Source organism: Providencia sp. JUb39, from assembly GCF_012272845.1.
GTDB lineage: Bacteria > Pseudomonadota > Gammaproteobacteria > Enterobacterales > Enterobacteriaceae > Providencia > Providencia lanzhouensis.
Map to the genome: position 1 here is coordinate 111,894 of NZ_JAAWXD020000001.1, position 20,259 is coordinate 132,152.

Below are 20,259 nucleotides of genomic sequence, written 5' to 3' on the forward strand. Positions count from 1 at the left end.
CTATTTCAGCGCTTCTCGCTGAGCTTCGAAAATGGTGTCTAGCCCCGTTTTCGCTAATGCTAGAAGAGCTAAAAGCTCTTCATGACTGAACGGTTCGCCTTCTGCGGTACCTTGTACCTCAATCATTCTGCCATCATCCATCATCACGACGTTCATATCCGTTTCTGCAGCAGAATCTTCAACATACTCAAGATCACACAGCGCTTCTTGGTTAACGATACCAACAGACACCGCAGCAACCATGGATTTCAGAGGGCTTTTCGCTAATTTACCTTGAGCAACCATGTTGTTCAGTGCATCAACCAAGGCAACACACGCGCCTGAGATAGCTGCAGTACGTGTACCGCCATCCGCTTGGATAACATCGCAGTCCAACGTAATGGTGTGCTCGCCAAGTTTTTTCAGGTCAACCGCCGCACGTAATGAACGTGCGATCAGTCGTTGAATTTCCATAGTACGACCGGTTTGTTTCCCTTTTGCCGCTTCACGTTGGTTACGAGAGTTCGTTGCTCGAGGTAACATACCATATTCTGCGGTTACCCAACCTTGACCCTGACCTTTTAAGAAACGAGGAACACCCTCTTCAACAGTCGCGTTACATAACACCTTAGTGTCGCCAAACTCAATAAGAACAGAGCCTTCCGCATGCTTTGTATAATTGCGCGTAATTTTTATTGGACGCATCTGGTCTGCTAATCTACCTGCTGGGCGCATGGTGTTATCTCCGTTATCAACTCAAATTGGCACGTATTATACGTTGTTAATCGGATAATGCCTATCCTGTCATCCGTCATAGCGCTATAATCCTGTTATCTTAATGAATGATAGGAACGAATTATGATCCGTAGTATGACTGCTTTTGCCCGCCGTGATATCAAGGGTGAATGGGGGAATGCGGCTTGGGAGCTGCGTTCCGTAAACCAGCGTTATTTAGAAACCTATATCCGTTTACCCGAGCAATTTCGCAGCTTAGAGCCAGTTATCCGTGAACGCCTTCGTTCCCGTCTAACCCGTGGTAAAGTCGAATGTAACCTACGTTTTGACTTAGATGGTGCTCACCGTGGTGAGTTACTGCTCAATGAAGATTTAGCTCGCCAGCTGATTAGCGCGGCGAACTGGGTAAAAAATTACAGCCATGAAGGTGAGATTAATCCGTTAGAAATTTTACGCTGGCCAGGTGTGATGTCCGCGGGTGAACAAGATTTAGACGCGATTAGTGAACAGTTAATGGCTGGCTTAGATGAAACCATCGATGCCTTTATCCAAAGCCGTGAAGCGGAAGGTGCAGCGCTGCATAGCCTTATCGAGCAACGTCTGGATGGTGTTTTGGTTGAAGTTGCCAAAGTTCGCCAACATATGCCTGAAATCCTGCAATGGCAGCGTGACCGCCTGCAAAGCAAGTTAGACGACGCACAAATCCAAGTAGATAGTAATCGTTTAGAGCAAGAGCTTATTTTGCTGGCTCAGCGTGTTGATGTCGCCGAAGAGTTAGACAGACTGGAAGCTCACGTCAAAGAGACACGCAATATTCTGAAGAAAAAAGAAGCCAGCGGTCGTCGTCTTGATTTCATGATGCAAGAATTTAACCGTGAATCAAACACCCTCGCCTCTAAGTCTATTAATAGTGAAGTGACTAACTCTGCTGTTGAACTCAAAGTGCTGATTGAGCAAATGCGCGAACAGATTCAAAACATCGAGTAGATTTTCAAGTAAACTCACTAAGTCTCACAGTACACCACCAACACCTATAAGCCAGTGTAAATACTGGCTTTTTTAATTCCACAAAGTCTCATATAATATCACCAAAGCGCGCATTTACCGTGTACATAGTTGTGTACATAATGAGGTCTACATACATGAAGATTATGTACACACAAAGGTAATATTGGAGTAAAACATGCCTAAATTAACCGATATACAGATCAAGGCTTGGATAAAGTCAGGAGAGCGTTTTGAAGGCCGCTCTGATGGAAATGGGCTGTACCTATGTTTTCCTAAAAATTATGCTATTCCATTTTGGCGCTTTCGTTATCGGTTTGTGGGTAAGCAGCGAGCAATGGTGATCGGTACTTATGCTGAACTTTCACTCGCCAAAGCGCGTGAAACAGCTAAATCACTTTCAGCACAGGTGGCATTAGGTCACGATGTAGCTGGGGAAAAGCAAGAACGCAAAGCCCAAGCCATAAAGAAAATAGAAGAAGAAAAGAATGCATTAAAGGTATCCGAGCTAGCACAAGAATACTTTGAGCGCCAGATACTAGGTCGTTGGAAGCATCCTGATATCCTACGCCGCCGTATTGAGAAAGATATTGCCCCTAATATTGGGCATCTTAAAGCTGAAGACGTCCGTCCCCGAGACATTGATGCAATGATCCAGAAAATCAACGCTCGTGGTGCTCGTACAGTTGCCAATGATGTTCTTCGCTGGACACGGCGCATCTTTGACTACGGCATTAAACGACATATTCTAGAGACTAATCCAACAACTGCTTTTGATACTTCAGATGCTGGTGGTAAAGAAAAACCTCGTGAGCGCTGGCTAACCCAAGAAGAACTGGCTAAGTTCTTTGAGGCAATGCAGATTACCAAAGGATTTTCCCGTCAAAATGAACTAACAATGAAGCTATTACTTGCCCTCTGCTGTAGAAAGATGGAGTTGTGCGGTGCTCGGTGGGCTGAGTTTGATTTAGAGAATGCCATTTGGCATTTACCTGCTGAGCGGGTAAAAAATGGCGATGCTATTGATATCCCTTTACCAGCAGTAACCGTTGAATGGCTTTTAGAACTACGCCAAATGTCTCTCAACAGCCAGTGGGTCTTGCCTGCACGTAAAATGCAGCACAAAATGATCCCTCACATTCAGGAAAGCACCCTACCCGTAGCGCTGGCAAAAGTACGCAGTAACCTCCCTGATGTACCAAACTTCACTATCCATGATTTCCGTCGTACTGGCCGATCACATTTGGCTGCATTAGGTGTAGATCCTGTCGTTGCAGAACGTTGTTTGAATCACCGAATCAAGGGTGTTGAAGGTATCTATAATCGGTATGAATACTTCAAAGAACGTAAAGCAGCTCTGGAAAAATGGGCTGCATTGTTGGTATCGTTGGAACGAGGTGAGGATTATAATGTAGTGCCAATGAAGAGGCTAAAGTAACAATATATCATGTAAATAGAAAATTCAGGAACAATAGGAGAGTAAATATGCACAGTGGGGGTAATACTGAAAAATACCAAGATATAATAAAAAAATTATCTCTTATTGATAATCTTGAAGAATGGCATTGGTATATACCCACATCAGAACTACCAAAAGAAGATAAAAAGTATATCTATGATTCTGCTGAACGATTATGGATAAAACGTAAAATTACTGATGGCAGTCTGATTATTCATCCAGAAGTACGGGAGGAATTAATCGAAAGAGAGTACAATCCATTACCCATCCATAAAAAAATGATTTGGGCTAGCTTACTGGCATCTTATAATGGAATCGATAAAAATGCATATATTGAAAGGATAAGAAAAAAGATAACTAAAAAATATGGACGTGAATGGTGGGATGATATTAATAGAAGAATAAAACCCACTTATATTGCAAGACAGCGGCTATTAGAGCAAATAAACTCCACAGGACCAGCTTTAAAATATGCAGCATCGCAAAGTCTGTTTTTTGGGAGTCTTTTAAGTGAATCTCGCGATGATGTTTTAAAAAAGATTCCGAAAAAATAGATAAACCCGAAATACTATGCTACCTAACATTAAAAATGTATATTAATTTTAACTATTAATGGTAATGCTATAAGTGTTATCTGTACACGTTATATATCGTTAATGTTAAAGAGTACATATCGAAGTTAGTGGTGATCTAAAATCCGCCCCCCTCCCCCCAAGATGCTCTTGTGATTAAAAGATAGCTATTTTACCGCCTGCCATACACTAAAATATTACACTTTATAATTGTAACGTGGACAAAAAAGATTAGTATCGCTAAGGTCGATATTATGTAATTGGTTATTCACGGTATTAATTTCAAGTCGTAGTTTCCGCTTCCAGCATATCAAGAATACGAGCAGCGCGATTAAAACCAATGCGGAAATGTCGTTGTATTCTGGATATTTTTGATGTTTCAGATCGTGTTGTCTCCATTAACTGGTTCTGCGCAGACCATTCGCGAACTTCTGGCATCAGCGGATCTTTTTGATCGTTTATCTGTATAACTTGAGGTGTACTTGGCATAATCAATTTCCCTCTTTAATTGTAATAAGTTCATCTAACCTAGATTCTTTCACACTATCTAAGACCCATCATATTCACATACACACTCTCTCCATCATCAGTAATTTGAACGGTATAAGTAACGGGTTTTCTATGTGAAAAAGATTTAGAATTAGGGTGTTTGGGATAAACAGTATAGCCAACATCAGCGGCACATTGTCTTATTCCTGTTGAACCGTCGTATCCTAGCGTTCTTATATTTTCAATGTCATAAGTTGCATCTGAACCATCATATGATTTCCAACGGCTTTCCAATAATTGGTGAATAACCGCTTTGGTTGATTCATCGCTACACTTTGGCGTTTGTTCTTTACATCCAACTAATAAGAGCGTAGGTAATATGGATAATAACCAAACAGATTTCGATAATCTCATTATTTATTATTCCTTAGTTAACACGAATGTTTTTTGCAATTTTTCCAAATGTGAGTGGTCGCCGTTTCTTTACATAGAAATAAGCAACGTTGAAAGCGGATTTTTTATGGTTTCCGTGTAGAAGAGAATGCCATCCCTTGAAAGCTTCAATCTGTAGTGGCGTAAATGGCGTAGATGAGAAGTCAAACAGCACAAGTAAGGCCTTACCGTCATATGCCATCAGCTTTTTTATTTCAGTGGAATTTGTGTATGCTGCAAGTGTTGCTTTAGGAGCATCAGGGCGTCTAACGGCAAACTCTATAGCGACATCATCAATGACAAAATCAATGTAGCCATTGCCCGTCAATGTGCCAGGAAGCTTTGCCTGTACTTCTGGTGTAAGGTTGTCACCAAACCACCCCAAAAGGTAGCATCTTACCAGCGGTAAAAGTTCTCTTTCGTTACACTCATTAAGACGTAACGTTTTGACAAACTCTTGCCTATAGAGAGAACAGAATAGGTACTCGAAACTTTCAACAACGTTTTTTATTGTGGTTGCCATATCATATTAAATCCTATAACTATTTAATAATAATGAAAAAACATGGGGTTAACCACCATTGATATGATGTTTGGTTGGGCTTTTCTTACAAGGTTGGCCTACTGACGCTACCGCACCACAGTAGATACACTTTCGTTTCCCGTGATCAACGACATGATAATCAGTTGGACTTTTCTTACAGGGTTGGCCCGCATTAGCGGTCAAACCACAATATTTACACTTAGCCAAAATCTTTTCTTCCTTTTAAAGATACCTTTTTGATAAAAATGTCCATAAGCGAGTGTTGTTTGGCCATTATTACACTAATAGTGATATTTATACAAGTGCAAACGTAGCCGAAAATTCCACTTACTAGGTAAAGCGTGATACTAAGGTAGGTGGTTCAATGTCAAAACTCACGGTAACAGAAGCCGATAAACTTATTGGAAAGCGCATTCAGCAACGCCGCAAAGAAAGTAAGCTAACGGCAGCTAGCCTCTCTGAAAAGATTGGGGTTTCACAACAACAACTCTCTCGTTATGAACGAGGAACTAATAAGATCAATGTCAGCCACTTAATTGATATTGCTGCCTATTTGGACACACCAATTAGCTGGTTTTTTACCAGTCATGACGAAGAAATCAAGCAAGAGTCTGATAAGGTATACTTGAGTGTAAAAACAGAGGAGTTAAAAACTCAATTGGATACTTTATGGACAAAACTATCTACTGAGCAGCAACATGCTTTTGTTGTGCTTCTTGATAAGTTAATCAAATGATAATAAGAATCATTTGCATTTTAGTATTGAGATTGATATAATGCTAAAAGTGGTAAATATTGTATTTCCACTATCCAAAGTATATATTCAAAATCAAGCTAAGGTATTATCTATTGAAATATAATAGAGGGTTACGAGCGTCCCAACAAGGTCACTTAGACTGTTTATGTGGTATATATAGTTTAGTTAATGTACTAGCTTATTTATATGATGGGCGGATAAAAAGAAAACACCTTATTAACTTATTACTGCGACAATATAAATACCGATACGACATTTATGATTTAATATCATCTGGATTAGATGATGATGAAATGGACTATCTAATTCAATCAACCCTCCAACAAGGATATTATCTTAAGCACTACCCTCTAATAATCAAAAAACCTTATCAATACAAAATTAAACTCCGCACTAAAAATATTATAAAAGATATATTTACCTTTATTAATGATAAGAACAATCTTTATCAACGAGTAATATTATTTGGAACACAAGAACATTGGTCGATCATTACTGGTGCGGATAATAAATATTTCTATTTTTTTGACAGTTGTGGCAATGTAAAAGCACAGCATAAGTCCTTCTCCTTAATACCTCAAAAAACACGACATACACTATTCCCCTCAGCTATTTATTTTATTGAACGACTATTTTAGGTGAGAACAATCATGTTATTTAAACCAGCTAAAGAGAAAGGCTATTACACTATTAACAATCCCGTTACTGAGCAAGATATTTTTGATATAGCCAATACATTCCTAGCCAAACGATTCAAACGACGTACTAAATTAACTTCCCCCAATCAAACCCGTGAATACTTTAAATTAAAGCTGGCATCCTATGAGTATGAGGTATTTTGTGCTATGTTTCTCAATAATCAGAACCAAGTGTTAGCGTTTGAGGAGCTGTTTCGAGGAACAATTAACGAAACTGCCATCTATCCCCGAGAAGTTGTCAAGCAAGCACTATCATTAAATGCCGCCGCTATCATTTTTGTTCACAATCATCCAAGCGGCGCTCCTGAGCCAAGCAAAGCCGACAAACACATTACGTTAAAGTTGAAATATGCGCTTGAACTAGTGAATGTCAGAGTACTGGATCACTTTATTGTGGCGGGTAACGAGAGCCTTTCATTTGCTGAGCGTGGATTAATTTAAATGGGAAGATTAGCCTCATCAGCGCCTTGTTCAAGTAACTCATGACGCCTATATGCTATTTCTAAAAGAGAATCACGTTCATAGTTATCAACAAGGCATATAACAAATTCCCAGCGCGGCGGGAAATTACACAAAATTACGTGCATTCCAGCTTCTTTTAACAAGGCTGATAGCATGTGCGCAACTGGTCGAGTTTCTGAAATCCAATACCTACCAACCTTGCTGATAGATTCAACAGATGGAATGTAATAATTTTTAAATACAATTCTTCTTAGCTCCTGCATTTCTACATTCATTACTTATTTTTCCTATTAAAGAATATGCTCACACCTTAGAATAACAACGGCAGCTAACTTTTACGCTTTTTATTCTTCTTCAACGGATTAGTTCCACGTATTAAAAGCGCCTGTTCATTCCACGTAGAAATCTGTTTATTAATTAGTTCTCTATCCCACAGCGCTTGAATTTCCCTTGGAAGCCACTCCTGATTACCCTGTTCATCAATAAAAGCATCTTCATAACCATCCTCTTCAACTAATGGCGCAAGTTTAAAGTTACTATCTACTTGGCTAATATGTGGAAAATATTGCTTTCCACGCTTATTTTCAGCATTGAATTTTTCTGCAATTGCCATAGCATCTTTTTCTTCATCCTCAAGAGGCATAGCCATTTGATAATACCGATAGAGTAGCTGTCCTGCTGGTGTCATAGCGGCTTTTATCGTTGGAACCGGTCTCTTACGATCTATAGCCATTTCTTTGCTGTTATAACATTTGTTGATGCAAAAGCTGAGCAAATCACCTAATACATCGTAACTGAGCTCATTTACATTAAGCGTTTTTCCATACTGAACGTTGTAAATAAAGGCCAATTTCTCTAATGCATCCTGTCCTAAAAACGCTTTCTTAAGACTCAGGCCAACACTTTTAAATGCTTCGCATCTCTGCCTCTGACTTCTTGCACTTATATTCTCACTGCGATGCTCGCTTTGTTCTTCTGATGAATATGTTACGACCTCATTCAATGAGTCGTCTTGACTGGTATCCATTTAACCCTCCATTTCTATTGAGACTCAAGTGAAAAGTTGAGTCTCAATATTATCTGGTGAGTAAAAATATTTTTCAACTATTTTAGTTGTTATTAATCAACATGATATACCGATAGGTAGGAAAACTACTGCCTCCCCTCTCCAAAGGAGAAAACCCGCCCTCTTTAAACGCATTGTTCCATTAACAAAAGAGGAACAACGTTATGTACCAAGATCGCATCCTTCGTAAAAAAGAAGTCGTTAATCGTACTGGTCTTGCAGGGGCAACTATCTACCGGCAAATAGCAAAAGGTACTTTCCCGAAACCGAGGAAATTGACAGGAGAGGGAGGGCGTGCCGTTGGCTGGCTTGAATCAGAGATCAACGCATGGATCAGCAACCGCCAATAATGAACAGACATCTGGCATTTATGGCTGTTTCCATTTTTAAAAATGGAAAAAATACACTAACCCATTGAATGTGGTGAAGTAGTAAAAAATGAGCCGATCCCACTGGCAGGCGCTCTACTCAAGGGGTTCCTGTATCAGACATGGCTACTGATCAACAGTATAGAAAATTTACTACACATAATGGGGGGAGCAGGGTCTCCTCCCATTTAACCATACTATCCCTCATTCTATTCAAGCATTCATTTAATGAATTAGGGGGTAAATCAATGGAGATGAAATCGTTTTAAAGAGCAGCCGGAACCGCTGGTGGGTGCGCCTCCAAGCGCAAACCCAGACCATGCGGGAACAAGGCTGCTCTGTGAAATAACGCAGGAAATACTCATGAATAACAGGAAAATCCCAAAATGGACCTATGACCGAATTCAGGAAATCTGCAATATGGTTGTAGATAATGGTCAAATGCAAATAAATCGCAGGCAATGCTTAAGACGCTTCCTCACCCATATCTGGTTGGAAAGCGAGGAAAATGGCTGGACAATCATTACAAAACGCACTATTCGCACCGATTTTAATGCACTGGGACGGCGCTGGTGGATATTAGTAAAAGGAAAAAGAATGAATGCATATCCTTTAAAAATACTCCCCAAACTGATACCAGAACTGGAGTTTCATGCAGGAAAAGCCGCTAAAGACAGCAAGAAACGTAAATCTGATCGCTGGCTATTTGATCCCAAACGACCAATCGATGATATTGGGCAACTTTTGCTGGCTGATGTAGATACTGGTGAAACCTTCGACGTATGGACGCTGCTAAAGAAAACAGGAAAAGCTCCACAGCATAACGTTGATCTCATCCCTAAAAGTCAATATGAGCTAAAAAAGCGGGAAAAGCAGTGGTTAAAAGGTGTATCAAGAGGCCGGATGCATATGCGATTTATCGAGCAACTGAAAGAACACATCCCAATGCCTTACTATAAGCAGGGGATCCGCAGTCTTAACCATCTGTATAACGCCAAAGCTGAAGGAGATTATGTTACCTACGATCATACCTATAAACTGACGTTTGGCGGCAGGTTCTACGATAAAGCATATCAAAACTTACCTGGTGACTTGAAAACGGCTTTTCGTACGGGTTTGTTGAACTATGATATTGCTGGGTGCAGCTTGGCTTGTCTCAATACACTCTTTGCACGCTATGACATAGACTATCGGGTTGATAGTGCGCTATATCAAACCATCATGGAAAAATCAGGGCTTGAGCGTAAACAGAGCAAACTGCTTGTTCTTGCGACGATCTATAAGATTGGAAAGGTAACCGTTGGTATACAAAACGGGATAGGGGAAGATGTTTATCATTGGCTGGGTAACAATGAAGCTGAAGCCAAAAAATTGCTTACATGGTGGAAACAGCAAGCAAAGCCGCTACGTATAGCATTAGGTAGGCTGGTTCGCCGTATTAAACGGCAACACCGTAAAAATTGTGCATCACCACGGCAGTATAATCTATACCCTAATGATATTGGATTGGTGCTGAATTTAAAGCAGGAAAAGTATGAGCGGAAAGACGACAATGGGAGCATAACTTACAGTAAATTTGCACAAAATAAAGGGTTACTAACGCACATGGTTACGGGTATTGAGCAAGCTTACATACGCGAGGTTATACGGTTAAACCCCGGAAAAATTTGTATGTTAGACCACGATGGATTTGCTGCAATTGATGAGATTATTCAACCAGAACATGAGTTTATTAGGTTGGAATTAAAAACATGAGTAGCAACTCTGCTCTATATTTATCTATTTAATTAAAGCAGGGATAATGCCAAAACATTTTATTGGTTATTAACCCTGCTTTAGATTAGCAATGTTGTGAACGAAAATTTATATAATTTAAAAAATCAAATTAACGTCCCAGTGATAGCAGTTTTATTTATATCTAGAGAGCGAGCTTCTGTTTTGAAATGACGCCCTACAGTTAAAGAGGAATTTTCATATTCAGGATTGATTTCTGAAGTAGCGAAAATCAGCTGAAAATCATTCTCATAATTTGATGTTTCTTTCACAATAATCTGTTGAAGATTATGGCTTCTTTCTTTTTCCATTCCACCATCATCTATTCCATCAAGCATCATGAAACGTGGCAACCTCATGTATTCCTTTTTTTGACTAGCACTAAGCAATGATAGATGAAAAATATGTCTCAATACAACGGCAGAACTTTCAGAGAAGTTAATTGAGCCATTGACAGTGACAGAGTTTTCATAAAAACTAAAACTCACATTTTTAGCATCGATAAACTCAGACTGTCTTTCAAGGTCTTCTTTTAATAACCTAATAGCAATATTACTTACAGTTTCTGCAATATCATTCCGCCTACTCTGCTCTTTATTTTGTAGGGACTCAACCAGAGAAGTTAGCTCCTCTTTCTCTTTCTGTAGAGCATCTCTTGACTGTTGAAGGTCGGTAATAACAGTATGAAGCTTCTTATGCTCATAACTCTGATTTATTTCTTCTTCAATTGCTCCGATCTCTTTTGACACCTTTTCAAATTCTATTTCAAAAGAACTTTCCCAATTATTTATCGAAATATCAAAATCTTGTACAAGTTTCTTTGCTTCTTTATCTAATTGAGGTGATTTTAATTGTAATTCTGATAATTTTTTATACTTGTGTTCTAATAAAAACTTTGATTCTTTTAATTGCACAGATATCTCATTTCTCATTCGTAATAGTTGTGATGACTCCTTGCCTTTAGGAAGATGAGATTTACATAAACCACAACAATTTTCATCTGCAATATCTATTTCACTTAAACAACTGGGGCAAAAATTAAATTTAACTGAACCAAAATATTTTTTAGCCTCACCAGATTCATTTAAATTAAGCAGACGTTCTTCTAACTCATTAACAAACATTTCTGAATCAGCTATATCAAGTTTCAAACTCTCGATATCACTTTTATTTTTCTGTACTAAAGCTTTAGCTTTGTTTAAAGCTTTTCTTATATTAGATGTTTTATCTTTATCAGCTTTATTATCATTAGCTAACTCATAGCTTCTATTTTTTATTTGAGATAATTTATCTAATAAAGACATTCTTCTATTTTCAAGTTCCGTAATTTTTTCATCAATATAATGTAAATTTTCAGATTGACCAGATCTTCCTAAAATAAGAAATATACTCTTTAATTCGGAAATTCTTTTTGCTAATTCCACATCAACTTGCTTGAGACGTATTTGAGAGCTATATAACTTATCATCAAATATACCACAAATATAATCACCAATAGTTTCTCTTGTTAGAGGTTTATCAAAACTATCGCTACGAAAAATAGGGCTATGAAGAGACGGTTGGTCTGCATATAATATTCTGAGAATCTGATGCATAGTCAGAATCGACGCGCCATCGCCCTGCGCTAACGGAAGTTCTAAAGCATTTAATATTATTTGAGAAAAACTTAAACTTTGTTCTGAACGCCTAAAGGGATAAGTTTCCCATTGACTCGGCGATGATTCTATTGCCTGAGCCATATTCCCCCAAAATATACTCATAGGTCTCATTGACTCTTCACTGATTTCTCTCTTAAAACATGCGGGTTTACCGTTAAGAGAAACTTCAACTAACGTCATAGAGCATAACAATGCTTCAGGCTTCCATTTGATATTTTCAGCACCAAGAGAAAATGCCAAAAGATCCATAATAGTAGTCTTACCTGAACTATTTCTTCCCCTTAAAACATTAACCCCTTTATGAAATAAGCAGCTAAAAGCTTCATGACCCTGTTGAAAAACTTTTAGTTCACTTACCATAAGTGTTGGTTTAAGAAAAGTCATATCTATACTCCATTAACCCTGTTCTATCTTTCAATCCATCCTTGCCAAAAAGATGAAATTGAGAAAGCTTTTCGATAATAAAACTATTGATATCATCCCTTCTTTCTAAATATTTTTTCATAGAAATAAGTAATTCATCAGGTATTTTCATATTCGTTCTATATATTAATCCCCTGTTTAATTTTTCTTTAACTATTAAACCTGTCGCGGCCAAACATTTAATTGCAGCCAACTGAATTTGATACATATCTTTAAATGTTATATCTTGACTAATTGGATCATGATACTGGTTATGATATAATTTCGCTAATTTCTTTATCTGACTATAATTCACCGGCATTCTAATATTTTGAATTAAGGACGGAAAAATCATATAAAAATCAAGAATTCTAGCTTTATCAACCTCTAACTCTTGTACATGATCAACAATTGCAATCATCCGAAACAAACAATGATATGCGTCATATGCTGGATGGTAAATTAACATTTATCCCACCTAATATGGCAATTTCCACCAAGAAAAAATAACAACCCTAAAAGATCTCTTTGCGTTAATTTTAATAAATTACTTCCTAAAGACTCATATATAGAATTGATTAACTCATTAGTCTCTTTATCGATTACTGAATTTTCATTACCTTCTTGAATTAATGGAGTAATTGTCATCAAAAAATTTGTATAAATGCGATCAAGTATAATCACAAATATCCTCTGTGCTGTTCGAGATGTTTGAGTACGCATTACTTCCTTGTATGCTTTTTCTTTCATTTCTTTTGCAGGAATTAATAAATACGCCCTATTGCTTTCACTTAATTTGGCATCTAAACCACGTACATCCGTCTCATTTTGTACACTTAAATAGTGATTTAATTGTTCACAAAAATCTGAACATAGTTCTCCAGAGCCATCTGCCATTTTCTCATAGAGTTCAAACAACTCACTATTTACAGGGGAGTGAAAGTGATAATGCTTATCGTTAGTTTGATTACCAGCAACAATACTACCCCCACCATCCACAGTATTGCCAGCTTGCCTAACTTTTGATGATTGTTGTGTAAACAAATTTCATCCCTCTCAATGCGAATTACTTTGATCTCGACCAACAACGCTTCCGTTAGAGACTTTGTTCTTATTTTGTTCAACTTGATAATTATTATTATTTGAATTAATGCTAGTGCGATTTTTGACGCTTGTGTACACAATTCTCAGCGCCCAACCAGCGCCCAATCCCAAAAGAGCACTAATTAGATTACTAACCCAATTAACATCCATTTTTCTCTCCTTTACTTAAAAAACGCGGTAGATAATGTTAAAATAGAAATCAAACAATATTGCAATACAACATGCAAACAATTAAATAAATTATTGTGATCGCAGTATATATTTTATACATCAATTATAAATATTTATTATTTTACAATCAATTATAAAAGTCATGTAAGACACATCTCCTGAACAGGAATCTACCTTGGTTCCGAATACTTACTTCTGATTGCTTAGTACATATGAAGGTGCTACAGACGTATTTGAGCTAACTGCCACTTATTGGGTGATTATCGCTCGCAGTCACATCTTTAATGACGGCATGTTACTATGACCTTTCTCTATCTCAACGGTATCAGAATCCGTGATACCGACAATACGCTGGAAAACTTAACGGTATCGGCCACAGGAGAGAAGACCGTTAGCCAGCTAGAGCACAGGAACGAGTAGACAATTTCAACCCAACTCGATGAGCACCCTTACATTCTGTGTACTTAAGTGTGTACTTAACCAAAAGATAGATTAACAAAAAACCAATAAAATCAATGTTAATATATCAACATTCAATATTCAAATTCAATCGAATAAAATTCACTTTTCAGAATAACTATAAGCCAGCTTATTCACTGAATTCGCTGGCTTTTTTATTAAATCAAACTCAACCTTAACCCGCTTTTGCCATTTCCAACGGTTTCTCACGCTGGTGCTTATAATGGAAAGAGAAGTAGAAGATCACGGCCAATATTACGGTGTAGGACGAGAACACCAGCCAAATTGACTGCCAATCCTTCACACCGTCCACACTAAAGTAGTCAACGACCAATCCGCTCAATATCGCCCCAAAATAGGCACCCACACCATTCACCATAGTCATAAACAACCCCTGTGCACTGGCACGCATACGGTGATCCACTTCCTGCTCAATAAAAATAGAACCTGAAATATTGAAGAAATCAAACGCACAGCCATACACAATCATCGACATAATTAAGAACATCAAACCAATAGTCGATGGGTCACCGAAGGCAAAGAAGCCGAATCGCAATGTCCATGCCAGCATACTGAGCAGCATGACGGTTTTAATACCATAACGCTTTAAAAAGAATGGGATAGCGAGAATAAACGCCACTTCCGCCATTTGGGAAGCTGACAGCAAAATCGATGGATACTGAACAATCAAACTGTCTTGATACAGCGGATTACGCGCAAAATCATGCAAGAATGGGCTACCAAACGTATTGGTAATTTGTAGAACCGCACCCAGTAGCATCGCAAACAGGAAAAATACCGCCATAATCGGCTTTTTGAACAACACTAATGCATCTAACCCAAGCTTGCTCATCCAACTGGTGGTGATAGCCTGCTTATTTACCGCCATTTTTGGTAATGTCAGGGAATACATCGCGAGCAGCAACGAGCAACTTCCCGCCACATACAGCTGCATACTGCTCAACTCAAATTTCAGTAAGCTAATACTCCACATCGCGGCGATAAACCCGACAGTACCAAAGACACGAATTGGCGGGAAATTGGCAACAGAGTCTAGCTGATACTGACTTAGCGATGAGTAGCTAATGGTGTTCGACAGGGCGATAGTCGGCATAAATGCCATCGCATTGATTAACATTGCCCAGAACATCACTGAAGGATCCGCCACCGTCGCAGCGTAAAACAACGAACCGGCACAAATAATATGGCAAAGCATATACAGGCGGTTTGCAGGAATATATTTATCCGCAATGATGCCGATTAATCCGGGCATCAAAATAGCGGCAATCCCTTTCGAGCTGTACACCATACCGACTTCAGCCCCTGAAAAATCCAAGGTTTTCATCATGTAGGCACCCAATGTCACCAGCCAACTTCCCCAAACAAAATATTGCAGAAAAAGCATGACCTTTAAACGAGACTTAATATTCATACTAGGCTCCGTTTGGAGTGAATTTGGCGGGTAACATTCTCAGCTCGGCGATAACGCCCCAAAGGAAAACCGCTCCCGCACTGTCTTTCTATTAATTTGATAAAAATCTTAATTTGATAAAAAGTTAGAAGCGTTCAATCACGCCAGTCACTAATTTTAAGAAGGTTGCTTTCACTTTTTCAGCCGTTTCAATCACTTCATCATGGCTCAAAGGCTGTTCTAAAATGCCGCATGCCATGTTGGTCAGACAGGAAATACCGACTGTTTTAATCTGAGAATGGTGAGCCACCAGCGCTTCAGGTACTGTCGACATACCCACCGCATCAGCCCCGAGAGTTCTGATCATGCGAATTTCGGCTGGTGTTTCATAAGTTGGTCCCGTCCACCATGCGTACACGCCTTGGCGCAGAGACACACCTTGCTCCTTCGCAACATCCAAAATCTTTTGGCGCAGCTCTTTGTTGTACACTTCGCTGACATCAAGGAAACGTACGCCCAGCTCTGGATTATTTGGCCCCATTAATGGGTTATTCGCCGTCAGGTTAATATGATCAGTGATAACCATCAGGTCGCCCGGGTTAAAGTCCGTATTCACCGCACCACAGGCGTTGGTAATGATCAATTTTTCCACACCCAGCGCTTTCATTAAACGCACAGGGAATGTCACTTGATCCAGCGAAAAACCTTCGTAATAGTGGAAACGACCTTTCATCGCCACCACAGTTTTGCCTGCAATCGTCCCGATCACTAACTCGTTCGCGTGACCTACTGCCTCAGACTTCGCGAAATGGGGTACTTCGCTATAAGGAATATGCACCGCATTTTCTAATGTATCGGCAAATGGGCCTAATCCAGACCCTAAAATGATCCCAACAGTGGGCTTCATATCCGTACGAGATTGGATAAAACTCAGGCTTTCTAAGATATCTTTGGTGTTGTGCATAATGCGCTCCGCAATCAAATCAAATAAAGAAGATGATTGGGATAATAACGTAATTAGAAAATCTAACAGCGATCTTAATCTCATTTTGAGAAAATGTTGATAAACATGATATCTGTTAAAGTACTCGCCATGTGAATCTGTTAATCTTGAATGATTAGCTTTATAGCGGGATATTCCACTAGCGAAAACAGGAGGGGGAGCCATTGTTACACCGTTTATTGAACGAATTTCGCACATCCAAAAATTCCAAAACGCAAAAACTCAAAACGCTGTATCGGCTGATCCTTAACCACGGACCAATTCGGGCGGAAGCGCTAACCTCCCTCGCGAATATGAAACCCGCGACCTGTGCCAGGCTCCTCGATGAACTGAGTAAGTGCCAATTACTCTCCACTTCGGAACTTGGGGAATCAACGGGAGGACGCAAACCCATTTTGTATAGCGTCAATCCGGCTGATGGCTACTTAATTGGCATTGAGATGAGTGATATCTACTCTACGATTGTTCTGCAAAATCTGAAGTTAGACATTCTTGGCAAAGTCAAAATCAAGTATGAGCACCTCGAAACCGCCGAAAATATGCTCGACCATCTATTGGACAACGTCGATGACCTACTTGCTGAGCATCAGTTAGATACTCAAAAAATACTGGGTATCGGCATTGCCATCGACCATATTTTAGAACGCGATAAAGTGCCTTACTCTGACTACAGCGCACGAATTCAATCTCTATATCAGTATATTACCCAGCGCGTTCCCTGCTTTGTTCTGTTAGGAAGTGGCATCAGCTTCGCGGCCTTTGCGGAGTACCGTTTACGCTATGCCTCTGATAGCCAACGATTCTTACTCACCACTTGTGACACCGACATTCGCAGCTCGACCATTATCAATAACCAATATGCCCCAACGCCGATAAGCACTGCTCAAGCTTTTGGACACACGACTATCGATATCAATGGTCAGCGTTGTGAGTGCGGCTCGTTTGGCTGTTTAAAGCAGTACAGTTCATTGCACGCCATTAAGTCTCGCGTGATTCAGCATTTAAGACTTGGCAAACCCTCGGTCATTAACCAACTCGTCAAATCTGAAGATGAAATTAACTATCACACGATTTTTCAGGCGCTTGCCCAAAATGATGAGGTGTGTCTTAAAGCCTTAGAAGAAGCTGCTTATTACTACGGTATCGCGATTGCCAACGCGGTATTAATTACTCAAGCGGATGTGGTTGTTTGCGGCGGAACACTCACGCCAAAAAACCATTTCTTTGAGATGACCAAAAAATCCATTGAGCAAAAACTGTCGATTTTCCCGCATATCAAACCGCGCATTTACCCAGCTAATGATTCTTATGAAATCGTCGCTCAAGGTGCAGGTGGGATGGTGATGGAAAGCTATCTATCTGAATGACGACGGATACAAATAAAAAATGCCCCAACCTGTGGGGCATTTTCATTATAAATCACCGCTGACTATTTTAATCTTAGTCATTACCAAGCTTTAGTCATTGCCAAATAAGTCACGGGTATAGACTTTGTCCGCCACATCATCCAGTTCAGGCACCATACGGTTTGCCAGGATAATGTCGCTTTCCGCTTTGAAGGCATCTAAATCACGGATAACTTTCGAACGAAAGAATTCATCTTCTTTCAGTACTGGTTCGTAAACCACCACTTCAATCCCTTTCGCTTTAATACGCTTCATCACACCCTGCACCGCAGAGGCACGGAAGTTATCGGAGCCCGCTTTCATCACTAAGCGATACACACCGACTTTACGTGGCGCTTTGGCGATAATCGCATCGGAGATAAAGTCTTTACGCGTGCGGTTAGATTCCACGATAGCGTTAATCAGGTTATTCGGCACATCGTCGTAGTTCGCCAGCAACTGCTTGGTGTCTTTCGGTAAGCAGTAGCCGCCATAACCGAATGATGGGTTATTGTAGTGGCTACCGATACGTGGGTCTAAAGAAACCCCTTCAATGATTTGACGCGCATTTAAGCCACGGCTTTCTGCGTAAGTGTCTAATTCGTTGAAGTACGCCACACGCATCGCTAAGAAGGTGTTGGCGAACAGTTTTACTGCTTCGGCTTCAGTCCCGTCAGTAAACAGCACCGGCACATCTTTTTTAATCGCGCCTTCTAACAATAAGTCAGCGAAAATCTGTGCGCGTTCTGAGCGCTCACCCACCACGATACGGGATGGGTATAGGTTATCCCACAGCGCACGACCTTCACGTAAGAATTCTGGGGAGAAAATCACGTTGGTGTAGCCAAACTCTTCACGCAGACGCTCCGTAAAGCCCACTGGAATGGTGGATTTGACGATAATGGTCGCTTCCGGGTTCAGTTTGTTCACATCATGAATGACGGATTCCACTGAATTGGTGTTGAAGTAGTTCGTTTTTGGGTCGTAGTCTGTCGGGGTCGCCACAATCACGTATTGCGCGCCTGTATAGGCTTCGACTTTATCTTCGGTTGCACGGAAATTAAGTTGTTTTTCCGTTAGAAACTGTTCGATTTCGGTATCGATAATCGGGGATTGCTTATTGTTAAGCATCGCCACTTTTTCAGGAATGATATCCACCGCCACCACTTCGTGGTGTTGGGACAGTAACATGGCGTTAGACAGACCGACGTAGCCGGTACCTGCGATTGCTATTTTCAAACTTGCCTCTCAAATCCTTCTGCGGATATTTCAGGTGATAAACTATATTGATGGTAAATAGTATTGATGACCGATATTAACGGTGATAATACGACTTGTACCAGTCAACAAACGCCTGAACACCCTGTTCAATAGAAACTTGTGGGCGATAACCGGTGACGTTAAACAGGTCTTCGGTGTCTGCCCATGTCGTGTAAACATCTCCCGCTTGCATCGGTAAGAAGTTCTTAATGGCTTCTTTTCCTAACGCATTTTCCAATGCAGAAATAAAATCAATCAGCTTCACAGGCTGCCCATTACCAATATTATAAATGCGGTAAGGTGCGCTGCTTTGCGCTGGCGAATCTGAGCGATTTTGCGGGTCTGCTTGCGGGATTATATCTGAAACGCGAATAACACCTTCGACAATATCATCAATGAAAGTGAAATCGCGGCTCAGATCGCCGTTATTATAAACATCGATAGGTTCACCCGCTAAGATAGCCTTGGTGAATTTAAACAGCGCCATATCAGGGCGTCCCCACGGACCATACACGGTGAAAAAGCGTAAGCCTGTCGTCGGGAGCTGATAAAGATGCGAATAAGAGTGTGCCATTAGCTCATTGGCTTTTTTGGTCGCAGCGTACAATGAGATAGGGTGATCGGTGGACATGTCGGTGGTGAATGGCATTTTATCGGTCACACCATACACCGAACTTGAAGAGGCATACACCAAGTGTTTCACTTTCGCTTGGCGGCACCCTTCTAAAATCGCCAAATGCCCATTCAAGTTACTGTCAGCATACGCAAATGGGTTTTGTAATGAGTAACGCACCCCTGCCTGTGCGGCAAGGTGGATAACGCGGTCGAAATTCTCTTGAGTACACAGCACCAGCACTTTTTCGCGGTCAGTGATATCAAGAGGAATAAACCGGAACTGCGGATATTGTTCAAGAATATGCAGTCGAGACTGTTTCAATCCCTGATCATAATAGGCATTCATATTATCGATACCGATAACTTCATGCCCACTTTCTAACAGTCTTTGACACAATCTAAAACCAATAAACCCGGCACTTCCCGTGACCAAATATTTCATATTCGTTATC

General features: G+C 40.1%; 22 protein-coding genes and 1 pseudogene. 10 read left to right on the top strand and 13 right to left on the bottom strand.

Annotated elements, in window-relative coordinates; all coding sequences use genetic code 11:
- On the bottom strand, positions 1-714 hold the full coding sequence (gene rph, locus HFU86_RS00495) for a ribonuclease PH (protein WP_036950714.1): 714 nt from the start codon (positions 712-714) through the stop codon (positions 1-3).
- 123 nt (positions 715-837) lie between these two features.
- Between rph and HFU86_RS00500 the strand changes: the two genes are divergently transcribed.
- From HFU86_RS00500 to HFU86_RS00510, 3 genes are all read left to right on the top strand, one after another.
- Positions 838-1,701: a YicC/YloC family endoribonuclease gene (locus HFU86_RS00500; protein ID WP_132497006.1), complete on the top strand. Its 864-nt coding sequence runs from the start codon at positions 838-840 to the stop codon at positions 1,699-1,701.
- A 196-nt stretch (positions 1,702-1,897) separates the two neighbouring features.
- Positions 1,898-3,157: a tyrosine-type recombinase/integrase gene (locus HFU86_RS00505; RefSeq protein ID WP_187128502.1), complete on the top strand. Its 1,260-nt coding sequence runs from the start codon at positions 1,898-1,900 to the stop codon at positions 3,155-3,157.
- 47 nt (positions 3,158-3,204) lie between these two features.
- Positions 3,205-3,732: a hypothetical protein gene (locus HFU86_RS00510; protein WP_187128503.1), complete on the top strand. Its 528-nt coding sequence runs from the start codon at positions 3,205-3,207 to the stop codon at positions 3,730-3,732.
- 300 nt (positions 3,733-4,032) lie between these two features.
- Here the strand turns inward: HFU86_RS00510 and HFU86_RS00515 are convergent, their stop codons facing one another.
- From HFU86_RS00515 to HFU86_RS00525, 3 genes are read right to left on the bottom strand one after another with little or no spacing between them, the layout of a single operon-like run.
- Complete coding sequence (locus HFU86_RS00515) at positions 4,033-4,239, bottom strand: DNA translocase FtsK (protein ID WP_187128504.1); 207 nt, start codon at positions 4,237-4,239, stop codon at positions 4,033-4,035.
- 54 nt (positions 4,240-4,293) lie between these two features.
- Positions 4,294-4,653: a hypothetical protein gene (locus HFU86_RS00520; RefSeq protein WP_187128505.1), complete on the bottom strand. Its 360-nt coding sequence runs from the start codon at positions 4,651-4,653 to the stop codon at positions 4,294-4,296.
- Between the two features lie 13 nt (positions 4,654-4,666).
- Complete coding sequence (locus HFU86_RS00525; protein WP_187128506.1) at positions 4,667-5,194, bottom strand: hypothetical protein; 528 nt, start codon at positions 5,192-5,194, stop codon at positions 4,667-4,669.
- Positions 5,195-5,579: 385 nt separating this feature from the next.
- Here HFU86_RS00525 and HFU86_RS19925 point away from each other — a divergent pair, with 385 nt between their 5' ends.
- From HFU86_RS19925 to radC, 3 genes are all read left to right on the top strand, one after another.
- The gene (locus tag HFU86_RS19925; protein WP_187128507.1) at positions 5,580-5,951 is read left to right on the top strand and encodes a helix-turn-helix domain-containing protein; all 372 of its coding nucleotides are present in this window, start codon (positions 5,580-5,582) and stop codon (positions 5,949-5,951) included.
- Positions 5,952-6,064: 113 nt separating this feature from the next.
- A complete protein-coding gene (locus HFU86_RS20030) occupies positions 6,065-6,610 on the top strand; it encodes a hypothetical protein (RefSeq protein WP_187128508.1) in 546 nt (181 codons plus the stop codon).
- Between the two features lie 12 nt (positions 6,611-6,622).
- A complete protein-coding gene (radC, locus tag HFU86_RS00540; protein ID WP_187128509.1) occupies positions 6,623-7,111 on the top strand; it encodes a RadC family protein in 489 nt (162 codons plus the stop codon).
- On the opposite strand, the gene HFU86_RS00545 is transcribed toward radC, so the two are convergent.
- Both HFU86_RS00545 and HFU86_RS00550 read right to left on the bottom strand, forming a co-directional pair.
- Positions 7,108-7,407: a hypothetical protein gene (locus HFU86_RS00545; protein ID WP_187128510.1), complete on the bottom strand. Its 300-nt coding sequence runs from the start codon at positions 7,405-7,407 to the stop codon at positions 7,108-7,110. The genes radC and HFU86_RS00545 overlap by 4 nt on opposite strands.
- A gap of 53 nt (positions 7,408-7,460) precedes the next feature.
- A complete protein-coding gene (locus tag HFU86_RS00550) occupies positions 7,461-8,159 on the bottom strand; it encodes a hypothetical protein (RefSeq protein WP_187128511.1) in 699 nt (232 codons plus the stop codon).
- A 203-nt stretch (positions 8,160-8,362) separates the two neighbouring features.
- On the opposite strand from HFU86_RS00550, the gene HFU86_RS00555 reads away from it, so the two are divergent.
- Together HFU86_RS00555 and HFU86_RS00560 are read left to right on the top strand one after the other, a co-directional pair.
- Positions 8,363-8,548 (top strand): helix-turn-helix transcriptional regulator, encoded by a 186-nt coding sequence (locus tag HFU86_RS00555; RefSeq protein WP_187128512.1) that lies wholly within the window; start codon positions 8,363-8,365, stop codon positions 8,546-8,548.
- A gap of 381 nt (positions 8,549-8,929) precedes the next feature.
- Positions 8,930-10,321 (top strand): hypothetical protein, encoded by a 1,392-nt coding sequence (locus HFU86_RS00560; protein ID WP_187128513.1) that lies wholly within the window; start codon positions 8,930-8,932, stop codon positions 10,319-10,321.
- Positions 10,322-10,446: 125 nt separating this feature from the next.
- Here HFU86_RS00560 and HFU86_RS00565 read toward each other — a convergent pair whose 3' ends face one another.
- The 3 genes from HFU86_RS00565 to HFU86_RS00575 are packed head-to-tail and all read right to left on the bottom strand — an operon-like array spanning position 10,447 to position 13,443.
- Positions 10,447-12,381 carry an AAA family ATPase gene (locus tag HFU86_RS00565; protein ID WP_187128514.1) on the bottom strand — a complete coding sequence of 645 codons (1,935 nt, stop codon included), beginning with the start codon at positions 12,379-12,381 and terminating at the stop codon, positions 10,447-10,449.
- Complete coding sequence (locus tag HFU86_RS00570; RefSeq protein WP_187128515.1) at positions 12,368-12,868, bottom strand: ABC-three component system middle component 5; 501 nt, start codon at positions 12,866-12,868, stop codon at positions 12,368-12,370. Before HFU86_RS00570 ends, HFU86_RS00565 begins: the two co-directional genes overlap by 14 nt.
- Positions 12,862-13,443, bottom strand: coding sequence for an ABC-three component system protein (locus HFU86_RS00575; RefSeq protein ID WP_187128516.1), 582 nt, complete (start codon positions 13,441-13,443; stop codon positions 12,862-12,864). Before HFU86_RS00575 ends, HFU86_RS00570 begins: the two co-directional genes overlap by 7 nt.
- A 442-nt stretch (positions 13,444-13,885) precedes the next feature.
- Between HFU86_RS00575 and HFU86_RS19725 the strand changes: the two are divergent.
- Positions 13,886-14,094, top strand: a pseudogene (locus HFU86_RS19725) (type II toxin-antitoxin system death-on-curing family toxin); the annotation flags it as partial.
- A 214-nt stretch (positions 14,095-14,308) separates the two neighbouring features.
- Here HFU86_RS19725 and HFU86_RS00580 read toward each other — a convergent pair.
- Together HFU86_RS00580 and HFU86_RS00585 are read right to left on the bottom strand one after the other, a co-directional pair.
- Positions 14,309-15,565 carry a nucleoside permease gene (locus tag HFU86_RS00580; RefSeq protein WP_187128517.1) on the bottom strand — a complete coding sequence of 419 codons (1,257 nt, stop codon included), beginning with the start codon at positions 15,563-15,565 and terminating at the stop codon, positions 14,309-14,311.
- A gap of 124 nt (positions 15,566-15,689) precedes the next feature.
- Positions 15,690-16,508, bottom strand: a complete 819-nt coding sequence (locus HFU86_RS00585) for a purine-nucleoside phosphorylase (RefSeq protein ID WP_132497004.1) — start codon at positions 16,506-16,508, stop codon at positions 15,690-15,692.
- Positions 16,509-16,711: 203 nt separating this feature from the next.
- Here HFU86_RS00585 and HFU86_RS00590 point away from each other — a divergent pair, with 203 nt between their 5' ends.
- A complete protein-coding gene (locus HFU86_RS00590) occupies positions 16,712-17,914 on the top strand; it encodes an ROK family protein (protein WP_187128518.1) in 1,203 nt (400 codons plus the stop codon).
- Positions 17,915-18,004: 90 nt separating this feature from the next.
- Here HFU86_RS00590 and HFU86_RS00595 read toward each other — a convergent pair whose 3' ends face one another.
- Together HFU86_RS00595 and HFU86_RS00600 are read right to left on the bottom strand one after the other, a co-directional pair.
- Positions 18,005-19,171, bottom strand: coding sequence for a nucleotide sugar dehydrogenase (locus HFU86_RS00595; RefSeq protein WP_132497003.1), 1,167 nt, complete (start codon positions 19,169-19,171; stop codon positions 18,005-18,007).
- Between the two features lie 76 nt (positions 19,172-19,247).
- Positions 19,248-20,249 carry an NAD-dependent epimerase gene (locus HFU86_RS00600; RefSeq protein WP_108479134.1) on the bottom strand — a complete coding sequence of 334 codons (1,002 nt, stop codon included), beginning with the start codon at positions 20,247-20,249 and terminating at the stop codon, positions 19,248-19,250.
- Positions 20,250-20,259 lie beyond the last annotated feature (10 nt).

Coding starts and splice junctions, on each gene's coding strand:
- HFU86_RS00510 (WP_187128503.1), top strand. CDS start 3,205: ATGCACAGTGGGGGTAATACTGAAAAATACCAAGATATAATAAAAAAA.
- HFU86_RS00525 (WP_187128506.1), bottom strand. CDS start 5,194: ATGGCAACCACAATAAAAAACGTTGTTGAAAGTTTCGAGTACCTATTC.
- rph (WP_036950714.1), bottom strand. CDS start 714: ATGCGCCCAGCAGGTAGATTAGCAGACCAGATGCGTCCAATAAAAATT.
- HFU86_RS00560 (WP_187128513.1), top strand. CDS start 8,930: ATGAATAACAGGAAAATCCCAAAATGGACCTATGACCGAATTCAGGAA.
- HFU86_RS00505 (WP_187128502.1), top strand. CDS start 1,898: ATGCCTAAATTAACCGATATACAGATCAAGGCTTGGATAAAGTCAGGA.
- HFU86_RS00555 (WP_187128512.1), top strand. CDS start 8,363: ATGTACCAAGATCGCATCCTTCGTAAAAAAGAAGTCGTTAATCGTACT.
- HFU86_RS00585 (WP_132497004.1), bottom strand. CDS start 16,508: ATGCACAACACCAAAGATATCTTAGAAAGCCTGAGTTTTATCCAATCT.
- HFU86_RS00500 (WP_132497006.1), top strand. CDS start 838: ATGATCCGTAGTATGACTGCTTTTGCCCGCCGTGATATCAAGGGTGAA.
- HFU86_RS00520 (WP_187128505.1), bottom strand. CDS start 4,653: ATGAGATTATCGAAATCTGTTTGGTTATTATCCATATTACCTACGCTC.
- HFU86_RS00550 (WP_187128511.1), bottom strand. CDS start 8,159: ATGGATACCAGTCAAGACGACTCATTGAATGAGGTCGTAACATATTCA.
- HFU86_RS00565 (WP_187128514.1), bottom strand. CDS start 12,381: ATGACTTTTCTTAAACCAACACTTATGGTAAGTGAACTAAAAGTTTTT.
- HFU86_RS00515 (WP_187128504.1), bottom strand. CDS start 4,239: ATGCCAAGTACACCTCAAGTTATACAGATAAACGATCAAAAAGATCCG.
- HFU86_RS00600 (WP_108479134.1), bottom strand. CDS start 20,249: ATGAAATATTTGGTCACGGGAAGTGCCGGGTTTATTGGTTTTAGATTG.
- HFU86_RS00545 (WP_187128510.1), bottom strand. CDS start 7,407: ATGAATGTAGAAATGCAGGAGCTAAGAAGAATTGTATTTAAAAATTAT.
- HFU86_RS19925 (WP_187128507.1), top strand. CDS start 5,580: ATGTCAAAACTCACGGTAACAGAAGCCGATAAACTTATTGGAAAGCGC.
- HFU86_RS00580 (WP_187128517.1), bottom strand. CDS start 15,565: ATGAATATTAAGTCTCGTTTAAAGGTCATGCTTTTTCTGCAATATTTT.
- radC (WP_187128509.1), top strand. CDS start 6,623: ATGTTATTTAAACCAGCTAAAGAGAAAGGCTATTACACTATTAACAAT.
- HFU86_RS00570 (WP_187128515.1), bottom strand. CDS start 12,868: ATGTTAATTTACCATCCAGCATATGACGCATATCATTGTTTGTTTCGG.